The following is a 13,012-nucleotide window of genomic DNA, read 5'->3' as shown; positions in this document are numbered from 1 at the left end:
TGTCCTTACCAACATGTGGAGTAGGAAGATTACGCTTCTTTGCAGGGTCCCGTCGAATCGCGTACGACCAGGCGAGCGGAGAGTCTGATGTGTGTGGCTTCCAGGGGTTGATGCTGCAATAGACGATAGAGGACATCTACCGCCAGCCGACCAATCTCTTTTAAGGGCTGCCTGACCGTTGTCAGGCCCGGAGTGATATAGGGAAGGTTTAAGGATACATCATCAAAACCCACCACTGAAATATCCTCTGGTACCCGTATACCGCGTTTGGAGAGCGCGTGGACAACACCAATCGCCATATCATCATTAAAGGCGAAAATAGCCGTTGGTGGCTCGGGTAGGGATAACAGCTGGGCACAGATTTCTTCGCCGCTTTCAGCCGTCCAACGGCCTTCACAGATCAAGTTGGGATTAATCGGGACGCCTGCGGCGGCCAGCGCTGCATAATAGCCGGCCACACGATTAATGGTCATACCCCAGTGTGCTGGCCCGGTAACAATGCCGATGCGCCGATGCCCCAGCGATAGCAAATGCTCCATGCCAAGCATACTGGCCGAGATATTTTCGACCATGACAGTGGGAATGGTATCTGGCAAATTTACAAAAGGATCCGTGACGACCAGGGGGATACCACTTTTTTGTAACTGCGCTAGTTCGTCTGACGTATGCTGAGGCAGAATGAAAAGCAAACCACTAATGTCCTGGGTCAGTAATTTCTGGACGTGCGCGGTTTCAAGATCGTATCTGTTTTCAGTACGAATAGTAATACATTGAGCATCCCGGCTCAGCAAAGCATCATACATACCTTCCATGATATCGCCAAAATAATTATTGAAGAGCGGTACACTTAATCCTAACAGGCTGGTCGTAGTACGTGCATTACGCTGCGCGACATACCCTGTTTCATTAATATATTGCATGACTTTGTTGCGGGTGGCAATTGAAACATCCTTGTGTCCATGCAATACGCGCGAGACAGTTGTCGCTGATACACCCGATTTCTCTGCAATGTCACTGATAATTGTTCGCGAAAACCTGCCTGTGCCTTTTTGATCACTCACGTAAACTTTTCCTAGCACAAATAAAACATACATTATTCTTTGACTAATGATTAGTACAAGTATAACGAGTAGTAATTAAAATTGTCAACGTCTTTTCACGACATTTTCGCCAGATTTTCTGCAATTAACCGAATATATTCTGGTTAATAAATCAGTGTGCTGCTATAGCACTTCTAGTTAGAAATGCCTAAAAGACTTGACAGGAAGGCTTTTTCTATTTAATCTTAGAGAGACAGCACCAAATAACGGTTAAAAACCGAATATACCAAGAAAAAAAACCGGTTTTTTTTACAGCGTGGTATTCACAAGAAACCTTGATTATTGTTGTCTGTTGTGCGTAAGGAAACGTCTTTTCATGGTTGAGAATAGCTAGAACAAGGAGTGTTCTTATGAAGCTAAAACCTATCTTTCGCGTTGGTATTGTGTGTGCGGTAATACTGGCAATAGCCTGTGCTGGTTTCTCTCTCTCTACCCACTCCGCTCACGCGGAAGCGCCTCTCTCAAGTGTCTATGGGCTACACGTCTCTGGTAATCAGTTGCTCAATGGCGACAACCAGACTATCCGCTTACTTGGCGTGAACCGCTCTGGCACTGAATACAAATGCGTCAATAATGCTGGTATTTTTGATGGCCCCAGCGATGCAGCTTCCGTAGATGCCATGGTCAGCTGGCATATCAATGCTGTCCGTATTCCTCTGAATGAGGATTGCTGGCTGTGGATCAATGGCGCGCAAAATGCATACAGTGGATCTGCCTATCAGCAGGCGATCGTAGATTACGTTAATTTGCTGGATTCCAAAGGGATCATTCCGATCCTGGATCTGCATTGGACTGCGGCTGGTTCAACGACTCCTTTTAGCCAGCAACCGATGCCTGATGTTGACCATTCCGGTGATTTCTGGTGGTCGGTCGCCAGTACCTTCTCCAACAATTCTTCGGTGATCTTTAATCTGTTTAATGAGCCACATGCCGATAGTGATGGCGGCGCTTGCTGGAGAAATGGTAGCCCATCACCTTCAACCGCTCCCTGCGCCTCTCAAAATTATGCCGTAGCTGGTATGCAGACATTGTTGGATAAGGTACGTGGAGCTGGTGCAGGCAATGTAGTCATGCTGGATGGTTGGGGCTATGCGAATTATATCGGTGGTGTTCTGGACAACCTGCCTAGCGATCCCAACAACAACCTGATGATCTCTGCACACGTCTACGACAACTCCGGTTGTAATTCAACCTCTTGTTATGACCAGCAGTATGCCGCTGTTGCGAATCAGTTACCGGTGGTCTTTGGTGAACTTGGCGAAAGCGATTGTCAGCATGGCTTTGTCGATACCGCGATGAACTGGGCTGATCAACATGGCATCGGATATATGGGCTGGGCCTGGGATACCTACGATTGTGGTAGCTTCCCATCCTTGATCTCTGATTATAATGGCACACCCACTGCCTTCGGTCAGGGTTTTAAAGATCATTTTTCAGCCCTGTATCCCTAAACTAACTGCTTCATTTTTAGCAGAACTGTCTCCAGTGCTGTCAATCACAGGAAAAGATCAAGAGCCGCTGAACAGACGTGTTCAGCGGCTCCTTCCATTTCATGGAACAGGACTGTACTAATAGCGATTGGTTAATTCAACGGCCTGATGGCTATTGAGGGTCAATGTAATACTGTTACCTGACAGTTTGTAGGCGGTTCCCGTTAATTCGTCGTGCAGGGTCTGTCCACTACTGAAATTATCCAGATTAGGAATGGTGACCGTGCGACTTCCCCAGGAATTGTTGATGGCGACGAGGACATCGTTTGTGCCTTTTTCGCGCTCAAAGGCGTAGAAGGTATCGTCAACCCACTTCTCATACTGCGCGCCGTTCTGGACAGCGGGATTGAGGTTGCGGGCCTGATTTAGCCTGGCTATGTAGTTGTAAAGGGTACCTGTGGTACTGAATGAATTGAACATGTCCTCACGGTTTTTAGGATCGGCGCAGCCGCTAAAGCCTTGCTCGGTCCCATAATACATGATTGGAATACCACGACTGGAGAAGGTAAAGGAGAGCGCCATCTCCAATTGCGGCCATTTATCCCATGAGGCGGATGGATTGCCGCTGGCATCGCAGAGGAAGCGATCCACATCGTGGTTGTCGATGAAGACACCATTTGTATTGGGATCACGATACTGGTAGTCGGAACTGTAACGACTACTGATGTTATACATCGACTTGTTCTGGCCAAACACATCATGAATCGTGTAGTACATTGGATAATCTAGCGTGGCATCGAGATAATGAGTATAATCGCCAACGTAGGCTGGATCGCCATTGAAGACTTCACCAATGGTAAAGGTGCCTGCACTCTGTGCATAGGCTTTCCAGAAATCCTTGGGGACATGTTTGACGGTATCTACACGGAGCCCATCAACACCAGTAGTCTTGACCAGCCAATTCACATTATTGAGCAAGGTTGAGCGCGTATAGGAATTACTCTGATCCAGGTCATTGAGTCCTGCGACATCCTGGTTCTCAACATCCCATTGATTGTTGTAGTCAGCGACGTTGCCATTGTGATGGTAGTCAACGGAATCGGGGAAGGTCGGGGTATTATAGTTATAGTAGCCAGTATGATTGGCTACCACATCGAGCATGACCCAGATATTCCGATTATGGGCCTGAGTCACCAGTTCCTGGAGCTTACTCATGGTTCCCAGATGTCCATCAATCGAATAAAAATCATAGCCCCAATAGCCATGATAGGCATGCGCGTCATGCTGCATCACCACAGGCGTAATCCAGATAGCGGTAAAGCCCATGTTCTTGATGTAATCCAGATGCGAAATGATGCCCTGGAAGTCTCCACCATGCCAGGCTGTCGCGTCAGCCCGATTGGTATTGAAACCGCCAGAGTTATCATTTGAGCTATCACCATCACTGAAGCGATCAGTCATCACAAAGTAAATGGAGCGCGTTGTCCAATCCTGTGCGCTATGTGCCTGAGCGTTTCGGGCTGGAGAGAAGGCCAAAACGGCAACCGTGACCAGAATAGCCACCAGCAACAGCGTAATGCCAGCATAAATAGTAGACCAGCGTCTGTGCTGTTGCAGGCTGTGCAGAAGTCCTTTTCCTATCATTGGAAAATGTCCTCCATATGTGTATTTTCTTCTTTGATCAATACAACTACAAAAGGATCAAGAACTACGACGGTGTGAAGTCAAGAGGGACAATCAGCTCCACTTTACGCTATGACTTCCCTCAACATTGGACCAGGCAAGGCTAAAGAAAGCGGTTCGGTGGAGTAGGAAACGGGAAAATTGGCAGATCTTCCCGCTTCCTATCAGCATGTATCGAGGCCATTTAATTCTGATAGAGCACCATCGTACTGATTGGCGCCACAGCCACATTGCCAGTTGCCTGACCGAGTACCTGCTGCCCAATCTTGTTATCAGTTGCAACCATCTTCCAATTTCCATTGGGGAGCGCCACCTCGGCTGAGGTTTTGTTCGGGTTGTACACGACGATGATATTCTTCCAGGCATCATGGTTTGCATGATCTTTGAGCATAAAGGCGATTGTATTAGCTGGACTATTCAGGAAGGCCAGATGCTGCTTGATCTGCTCGGCACTGGTCATTCTGAAGGCAGGATGGCTGGTGCGCAATTTGATCAAGCCGGAATAGTAGCTGAAGACATCTTTATGCTGAGCTTTTAAGGACCAGTCGAACTGGTTGACGGCATCGCCAGCCTGATAGCTGTTGTCATTTCCACCTTTTGAGCGCAACATCTCTTCGCCGCCCTGCATAAATGGAATACCCTGGGAGGTCATGACGACCGCCTGGGCCAGTTCGTCCATCTTAATGCGATCCGTCACACTATCATCAGGATTGCTGGCGGCAATTTTGTCCCATAACGTCATGTTGTCATGGCTGGTGATATAGTTGATCGTCTCACGGGGAGAGGCGGTGAAATCGTTGATGCTACCCTCAACGCCTTTTTTGATCACATCGGTCAGGCCGGTGGCGCCAGTGGCGAAGCCCTGTGCGCTACGATCAAAGACGTTACCATCCAGACCATTGCGCAGGTTGTCATTGAAGACGGCCAGTTTGAGACCTTTCTGCTTGCCTTTGGTCAGTAGTTGGTCCTCTGGCAGGGCCGATGTTCCACCGGTCCAGGGTTCGCCGTGGATCTGGATACCAGGATTGATGGTATGCAGGTCCTGCGCAACCTTCTTCATGGTATCGACCCCGAGCAGGGCCATCAGGTCGAAGCGGAAGCCATCAACATGATATTCATTCACCCAGTATTTAACCGAGTCACGAATGAATTTCTGCACCATTGGTCGTTCTGCGGCAATCTCGTTGCCGGTACCAGAACCATTGGTGTAGGATCCAGAGAAGTCTGTGCGGTAGTAGTAGCCAGGGACGATTTTATCGAAGTCGGAGATTTTGGTGCTGAATGTATGGTTGTAGACCACGTCCATGATCACGCCAATACCCTGTTTGTGCAGGCTCTGCACCATTTGTTTAAACTCGGTGATGCGTGTAGTGCCATGAGGATCGGTCGCATACGCCCCTTCAGGTACATTATAGTTGCGTGGATCGTAGCCCCAGTTGTATTGATCGTTACGGGTTTCATCAATACTGGCAAAACCATAGGCCGGCATGATCTGGACATCTGTGACACCCAGCTCTTTCAGGCTTGAGACTCCGGTTGAGACGCCATCTGGACCTTTGGTGTTCGTCTCGGTAAAGCCAAGGAACTTTCCATTGTTTTTGACACCGGAGTTAGGATTGATGGTGAAGTCGCGGGTGTGGAGTTCATAGATGACTGCATCTTCAGGATGTGCCTGTGTCTGATGACGGTCACTTCTCCAACCGCCTGGATTGGTGGCCTTCAGATCAGCGATCATGGTGCGCGTACCATTAACGGCGATGGCGGTCGCATAAGGATCAACCGCTGTCTGTGTCTCACCCAGCACGGTAACCTGGTACAGATAATACCAGTTCTTCAGATTACCAATCGCCAGACCCTTCCAGGTTCCCTTCTCAGCCTTGCGCAGAGGCACCGTTTTGGTAATAGCTCCAGTTTCACTATTAAAGAGTTGCACCTTTACATCTGAGGCCGTTGGAGCCCAGATACGGAAGGTGGTAAAGAGTGGTGTGTAGTGATTTCCCAGATCATTGCCTGTATAGGTATATAAAGAATCATTGAGCACGTTGCGTGGAGTAATAACGTTGGCTTTGATATCCTTCAAGCCCAACTCCAGCTTATGCGTCACATCAGGAGCAACCCCCAGCGTAATCGTCACCAGATCCGCTGGACTGCTAGCATTGCCAGTCTGGGGCACGATGCCGGTCACGGGAATGGCCTTGCCCATGGTAGTATCTGTGACGGTAACATCCGCGGCCGCATAGGGAAATGAGATAGGGGTACTTAGTTTCGCCACCACAGTCTGGCGCGCTTCTAGATAAGCATTCGAGACCCGAGGCTTTTGCGCATCCTGCGCATCACTCAATGATGTGTATACATTCGGATCTCCAGATACCAACCATATTTCAGTCTGGCCGGCAGCAACATTGATAAAGCGATTCATATCAACATCTTTGGCTTCCCAGTCGCCTTTGCGCACAATAAAACCTACTTGAGCGGTCGGGGCGGTCTGACCTGTGTCAGAGGGAACAGAGAGGTCAGCCACGACGCCATATGCATCTTGCGTGTTAAAATTGTAGCTCGCGCCATTATGACCGGTACCGGCGCTATCCACGGTCCACATCCAGAGGTTCCAGCGATCATAGACACCATCTGGCCGTGAGTAGTGGACTTTTACGGAGACATTGGGGGCGGTTCCAGCGGCTTTCGCAGGCATGGCTCCAATCAGTTGTACTGCATTAACTAAAAGTACCAGCAGAACAATGAGATTGAGCTTCCATACTTTTTTCGCCTTGAGGACTTCAGTACGAGAAGACATACATTTTCCTTCCTTGGAAATCGAAAGTCCAGGTAGTCGTTCATCTACAGAGATGGACAAAAAATAAAGCGTCTACCCTTCATCAATGATTCTTTTCCAGTTATCTCTACCTTAGAAATAATTAGCAATATAGTTGACGAATCGACTGTCGACCATAAAATCATTACTAAGAATAAACATAACATCCAATTATCCGTTCGTCAAGGCTGCCGTACTTCTATACATCCACATCTGCAAATATATGGTATAGCAAACAACACCGTTCCCTAATGGGAACCTGATATTTTATGGTTTATGCGGCAAACATGTTCCGCGATACATGTTTGCCGCATAAACCATAAAACTCAAGACCTTGTGTGAAAGACAATGTTAGTCTTTCACACAAGGTCCTTCAGGTCTGATGCTTCCTTAGATTATGGGAAAGGTCTTAGAGCTAGAAACACCCGGTGCCGTTGGGTGAGCCAAGTCCGGCCTGATATGAATAGGATTTTCCACCGACAGTAAAGAGACAGCCATTGGAGCGTTTACTCCAGGGGATACTTGCGGCTTCTCCCGAGACGCCACCAGCCAGAGCATAAACAGAGGCGATGATCGGGGAGGAAGCACTGGTCCCACCATATTGCTGCCAGCCACTTGCCTGATAGGTATCATAGACATACACACCGGTAGCAGGATCAGCGACGGCCGAGACATCTGAGACCGCACGGCGCGAGCATCCAGTTACGCTGCTACTCTGCCAGGTTGGGCGGGTGATATAAGAGCTACAGCCACCGCCAGCACCTTCTGAAGAACTGGTATGCCAAGCGGTCTCGGTTCCATTGCTATTCAGGGTTGTGCCACCAACTGCAACGACGTGCGGACAATCTGAAGGCGATTCAACATATTGTCCACCATCGCCAGAGCTAGCGGTGATCGCCACGCCTGAATGATTGAAGTATGAATTACAGGTAGATGTATCACTGCTCGACTGGCTGCCGCCATAGCTATTACTGACCTCAGTTGCACCCAGGCGTACGGCTGTATTTACAGCGGCTCCAAGATCACTAAAACTGCTGGATTTTGCCTCTACAAGCAGAATTTTACAACGATTACAGATGGCACTCACCATATCCAGGTCCAATGAAATTTCACCGGCCCAGCCGCTATCGGCTGTTGGATAGTTGGTTCCACCGTTCTGGTCTACCTTTCTAAAACAGCCATTGCTGGAGGTGCAGGCGGGCAGGCCAAAGTTCGAACGATAGTAGTTCATGTCGCTGGCAGCATTGGGATCATCATATGCATCGACGATCGCCACCGTCTGGGATACACTCGCACCGGTTGGCAAATTATAGGCGGCCGCTAAATTCGCCGGCCCATAAGGAGCACTCCCTCCTGGTGACTGAGCGTTAGGAGTCAGACCGTGCGTCTGGGCGCCTGGTGCGGCAACGCCTGTGGTTGACTGTAAGGCAAAACAGGATGCAAATCCAACTTTAGCCTGCGTGCAGGCATGCTTAAAAGTTTTTGCTGAAAGCGGAGATTGCCCCTGGCTGCTTGCCTGGTTAGCAAAACTCGTCGCGCTTGCGGAGAAAAATACCATAGCAGTTAGTACAAGCGCAAGACAGGTTGTCATAAAGACTCGTTTCACAGCTCAGCTCCTTCTGTTAGCTGTAGGGTAAAAAAAGAGACAGAGTCCCCCTGTGAGGGGTCTCGTTTTTTACCAGCAAAAAGATAAAAGGAAAAGCAACGCATTTGTTTATAGGAGTCTCAGACCTTCCCATAAAACATCATTTTATGGGAGAAATGCTATCCAACTGGCACATTTGGATAGTTGTATCTCTAAATAAGAGTATACGCAATAAATACGAAAATTTCAATAGATTAGATTGCAGTTTTATGCATACAGATGATTATAGTATAAAATATCTACTCCATAATAAGTAAAATAAAAGGTATCCAGCGATTAAATAAGAGAGTATTTTCCCCCACTTTTATCGTGGAGTGTGCAGCCAAACCGCACTCGGGCCCTGAAGGGCCCATGCTTCTTATGAGTCATCCCTAATTTTTCAAAAGAAGGACTAGGCAAAATGGATCTCGTCATTTAGACTGTTGAATATGAAAAGCAAACAATCACTAAATGAGGAGATCCATCGTTATTATGTCAGAATTGTCAGAAACCTTCAAACGCTTGGAACAAGATCCGCAGGGGGGATCACAGCATCTGCTTCAGTTGCTTGAACAGTTTTTGCAGCCTTTTTTGCTCAGGCTCGATGATGTCTTAGACAAACGGTTGGTGCGCACCTTACTGCAATGCCTGGTTGCCATCATCCGCCTGCGTCAAAATCCACAAGCTTTGTGGCTGAGTGAGCTTGGTTCCTATCTGCAAGGCTATGATGGGTACTCAACGAGTGCCACCGCAGGCACCAAGCGGGTTGGAAAGCTGTTGCGATCCGTGAAGTGGACCGTGGGGCTCATTGATGACTATCTGCTGGAAAAAGCAGATGAGGAGGTACGCACCCTCAAAGAGCAATGCAAGCGGATCCTCTGCATCTGGGATGGAAGTGTGCTGGAGAAAGCCGAAAGCGAAAAGTTGGAAGGACTCTGCCCGGTTCTCTCGAGTAAAGCCAAGAGGCGGCAGCGGACAAAGCGGGGCTTCGTGTTCAATTGGCCTGCTGCTCGTCCGGTCAGGGTCATGGGAATGCAGTGGAATGCTGCACTCATTGTCGGAATGCAAGGGCTTCCCCATCTGGCAGTCACGAAGTGGTGGTCAACCAAAGGCGTCTTTGCCACCAGGCTCCGAGATGCGGAAGAAGAGGGATTGCGGATCTGTGTCAGAAAATGGGGTTCTTTGCTGGTTCATGTCTTTGATCGCGGCTATGCCTCAGGATATTGGCTGCGCGTGCTCGCCAAGTATCGAGCCCGTTTCATTATCCGCTGGGTCAAACATCACGTGTTTCTGACACTGGCCGGAGAGGAAAAGAAGCTGTGGCAAATTGGCCAGGGGAAGAAGTATCGCGCGCACAAAGAGATCTGGGATGGCAGAACGGGAGAAAAGATGGCCTGTGATTTGTGGTGGACAGCCCTTCGCCATCCTCAGACGCATGAACCATTGTTTCTCGTGAAAGCGCGGGTCAAAAAAGGCATCATGTATTTGATCACCAATGAGCCAGTCCACACCGAAGAGCAAGCATGGGATGTATTCTTCAGTTATCGTCGGAGATGGCAAATTGAGGTGAGTTTTCGCTATGCGAAATGTGAATTGGCCTTGGAATGTCCTCGGTTGTGGTCGTTAGAAGCTCGACTCAAGTTGCTTGGTATGGTCATGCTCGTCTATGCCTTCCTGCTTTCCTTGCTTGATCCGAGGCATCACGAACTCGTGCAAGCGCTCTTGCGCTTCCGATGTCACCGAACCGGAAAGCGGTGCCTGCACGTGCAGGCACCACTCTATCGGATCCGATGGGCACTCAGTCGCTTGTGGGACGATTACCGTCCCCGCTTCGGTTGTTTCCTCCCACCTTCTGATGATCCCCTCACGGTTTGCTCACTCATCCGAGACCTTGAGCGATTTCAGAAAAATTGGGGATGACTCATGAGACCGTTGGAGCGCCAACGGCGCGAAACAAACGATCAGCGGAGCACAGGTTTCATCTAACTAAGGTTGCGTACAATTTTGCTTATGCACACCTCGCGCCTACAGCGCTCGCTTGTTTTTGAGGAAGAAAATAGCGGGGCGGTTATAGCCGCCCCGCTATTTTCTTCCTCAAAAACGAGTTGGTAGATGCTTTATTTAATTATCTTGCAGGCGCAGCCATTCAAGATCAAGATCATATTGGACACGGCGTAAGATCTCATCATTGATGACCTGATCATTGCGCAATTGCAGAACAGCATCCAGTTCAGCTTTCAGCAACTGCTGCTCAATCTTGCCAAACTGCGCAAAATGATCTTCTCCATCTGCATCCAATTCACCATGATAGAGAGCGGTATAATGCCGAATACGATCCTCATAATGATGCATCAATTTGCCCATATGTGCAGAAGAGAGATCCAACTCTTGCGCAATTATAGTAAGTTGAGCCTGCGCAGCTTGAGCCGCTTTGAGGCGAGCCTTATGTTCCTCGCGTTCACTGGTTCCATCATCGACAACGTTGAGCCGCTTAATAAGAAATGGTAAGGTGAGACCTTGTAAGACCAGTGTGGCCAGAATAACGCAGAAGGTCAGGAAAATGATCAGACTGCGCTGTGGAAAAACCGCTTTATTATCCAGCACAAAAGGTAAGGCGAGGGCTGTGGCTAAAGAGACACCACCACGCATACCAGCCCATGAGACAATCACGACATGCTGCCAGTGCGGAAAAGGATCACGCGCACGCACAGAAGCTGGCAATCGTGGCAGATAGGTGCCTGCAAATACCCAGATAAAGCGTACCACAATCAATGTCAGGCTGATAAGAATAGCATACCAGACTACCTCCATACTGGTACCGTCAGGCAATTGTTTGACGATGTCATTCAATTGTAGACCAACCAGAATAAAGATTAAGCCATTCAGCACAAAAACCACGATATCCCAGATTGCCGTGCCCTGGATGCGTAACGTTGGCGTCATGGTATTGAAGCGCGGCTGACCATAAAAAATACCAATGGTCGCCACGGCCAGCACGCCAGAAAAGTGCAAGGCATCAGCCAGTAGATAAGCACCATAACCAGAAAGAAATGTCAGGGTTAAATAGACTGGAACGTCTTCATTCAGGCGTCTAAAGATAGGTGTGACGATTAAACCAAGTACAATACCAAGGCCAATGCCTCCAATACTTGAGAGCAGAAATTGTCCACCGGCATCGAGCAAGGAAAATGTTCCTGTCACCACGGCCGCTACGGCGACCCGATACGCCACCAGCGCGGTGGCATCGTTGAGCAAACTTTCACCTTCAAGCACCGTCACAATCCGCCTGGGCAATCCAAGTCGTTGGGCGATACTGGTCGCCGCAATCGAGTCCGTTGGTCCAACGATCGCACCCAGAGCAAAGGCCGCACCCCAGGGTAAATCTTTGATGAGAGCATGGGCCACAAGCGCGACCGCCACCATCGTTGCCAGCACTAAACCCACGGCCAGTAAACTAATCGAACGAATATTGGCTCTAAAATCGCGTGCCGATGTATAAAAAGCTGAAAGCTGGATAATCGGCGGTAAAAACAAGATAAAAACCAGTTCAGGTTTAAGGATCACATCAGGGAAGGCTGGCACAAAACTGATTATCAATCCAGCCAGTACGAGCAGGATAGGATAAGGTAATTTCAGTTTATTGGCTAGCGCTACCAGTAATACGACCACAAAAAGAAGTACAAGGATAATTTCAACATCCATTATTTGGAGAACTCCTACTCCCAGCGATTTTTTTCAGGCCCACTCGATGGTATATTGTATTCCAATCTGCCTGTATCTTTCCACTTTCTCCCTCGTCACCACTCAGCGCCTTCTCCTTTATGCCACTCCTTCCTTCTCATAGTGTGTGGTAAATAAACTCCCACCACACACTATAAAAAAAACAAGCGCACGCTATAGACGCGAGGACTCAACAAAAAAAGATATAAACTATAATACGTAGTGGCTGAGGATTCGGTTGAATTGCACGATGTCAAAACTACCGCGGATCTCAAATTTCACCTGCCCGATGGCACTGAAATACAGTTCTATTTCACAATCCCGATCAAAAACACCCGCAGTCTCAATCGAGAAGGCCTGAACCTTACTGTAAGGCAAGGAGGTATAATCTGTCTTCTTACCTGTCATTCCCTGCACGTTAATGGCGATAATACGCTTATTTGTAAAAACAACGGAATCGCGTACCGTCTTAAAAGCGGCAACAATCTGCTCATCATTGACCAGCATGGGGGCAACCATTGGTACAACACGATCCGGGGCAATCGGTGAAAGTTTGATCAGGCCTTGCTGAAAATCAATCATAGATAATTCTCTCCAAAAAATGTAATAGTGGTATTGTGTTTGCAGCTTCTATCTTATCATA

At 48.5% G+C, this 13,012-nt stretch carries 8 protein-coding genes; 2 read left to right on the top strand and 6 right to left on the bottom strand.

All coding sequences use genetic code 11. The features are described from left to right. Nucleotides 1-29: 29 nt before the first annotated feature. A complete protein-coding gene (locus tag EL633_RS34115) occupies nt 30-1,061 on the bottom strand; it encodes a LacI family DNA-binding transcriptional regulator (protein ID WP_161982680.1) in 1,032 nt (343 codons plus the stop codon). Nucleotides 1,062-1,450: 389 nt separating this feature from the next. On the opposite strand from EL633_RS34115, the gene EL633_RS34110 reads away from it, so the two are divergent. After that, nucleotides 1,451-2,551: a cellulase family glycosylhydrolase gene (locus tag EL633_RS34110; protein ID WP_218027639.1), complete on the top strand. Its 1,101-nt coding sequence runs from the start codon at nt 1,451-1,453 to the stop codon at nt 2,549-2,551. A 117-nt stretch (nt 2,552-2,668) separates the two neighbouring features. Here the strand turns inward: EL633_RS34110 and EL633_RS34105 are convergent, their stop codons facing one another. The 3 genes from EL633_RS34105 to EL633_RS34095 all read right to left on the bottom strand — a co-directional run bounded on the left by EL633_RS34105 (nt 2,669) and on the right by EL633_RS34095 (nt 8,631). After that, nucleotides 2,669-4,174: an alpha-amylase family glycosyl hydrolase gene (locus tag EL633_RS34105; protein WP_126631665.1), complete on the bottom strand. Its 1,506-nt coding sequence runs from the start codon at nt 4,172-4,174 to the stop codon at nt 2,669-2,671. A 223-nt stretch (nt 4,175-4,397) separates the two neighbouring features. Then, entirely contained in the window at nt 4,398-7,007 is a 2,610-nt protein-coding gene (pulA, locus tag EL633_RS34100; RefSeq protein WP_126631664.1) for a type I pullulanase, read from the bottom strand. A gap of 433 nt (nt 7,008-7,440) precedes the next feature. Further along, nucleotides 7,441-8,631 carry a S53 family peptidase gene (locus EL633_RS34095; RefSeq protein ID WP_126631663.1) on the bottom strand — a complete coding sequence of 397 codons (1,191 nt, stop codon included), beginning with the start codon at nt 8,629-8,631 and terminating at the stop codon, nt 7,441-7,443. Between the two features lie 510 nt (nt 8,632-9,141). On the opposite strand from EL633_RS34095, the gene EL633_RS34090 reads away from it, so the two are divergent. Further along, nucleotides 9,142-10,569, top strand: coding sequence for a hypothetical protein (locus EL633_RS34090; RefSeq protein ID WP_126625606.1), 1,428 nt, complete (start codon nt 9,142-9,144; stop codon nt 10,567-10,569). A gap of 201 nt (nt 10,570-10,770) precedes the next feature. Here EL633_RS34090 and EL633_RS34085 read toward each other — a convergent pair whose 3' ends face one another. Next, nucleotides 10,771-12,351 (bottom strand): Na+/H+ antiporter, encoded by a 1,581-nt coding sequence (locus tag EL633_RS34085; protein WP_218027638.1) that lies wholly within the window; start codon nt 12,349-12,351, stop codon nt 10,771-10,773. 228 nt (nt 12,352-12,579) lie between these two features. Then, nucleotides 12,580-12,951 carry a PH domain-containing protein gene (locus EL633_RS34080; protein ID WP_126631661.1) on the bottom strand — a complete coding sequence of 124 codons (372 nt, stop codon included), beginning with the start codon at nt 12,949-12,951 and terminating at the stop codon, nt 12,580-12,582. Between the last annotated feature and the right edge of the window lie 61 nt (nt 12,952-13,012).

The organism is Dictyobacter alpinus (assembly GCF_003967575.1).
GTDB classification, from domain to species: Bacteria; Chloroflexota; Ktedonobacteria; order Ktedonobacterales; family Ktedonobacteraceae; genus Dictyobacter; species Dictyobacter alpinus.
This window is presented reverse-complemented; position numbering and strand designations above follow the sequence as displayed.

Excerpts from the sequence above, each read along its gene's own strand:
- EL633_RS34080 (WP_126631661.1), bottom strand. The coding sequence starts at position 12,951 with ATGATTGATTTTCAGCAAGGCCTGATCAAACTTTCACCGATTGCCCCG.
- EL633_RS34090 (WP_126625606.1), top strand. The coding sequence starts at position 9,142 with ATGTCAGAATTGTCAGAAACCTTCAAACGCTTGGAACAAGATCCGCAG.
- EL633_RS34110 (WP_218027639.1), top strand. The coding sequence starts at position 1,451 with ATGAAGCTAAAACCTATCTTTCGCGTTGGTATTGTGTGTGCGGTAATA.
- pulA (WP_126631664.1), bottom strand. The coding sequence starts at position 7,007 with ATGTCTTCTCGTACTGAAGTCCTCAAGGCGAAAAAAGTATGGAAGCTC.
- EL633_RS34105 (WP_126631665.1), bottom strand. The coding sequence starts at position 4,174 with ATGATAGGAAAAGGACTTCTGCACAGCCTGCAACAGCACAGACGCTGG.
- EL633_RS34085 (WP_218027638.1), bottom strand. The coding sequence starts at position 12,351 with ATGGATGTTGAAATTATCCTTGTACTTCTTTTTGTGGTCGTATTACTG.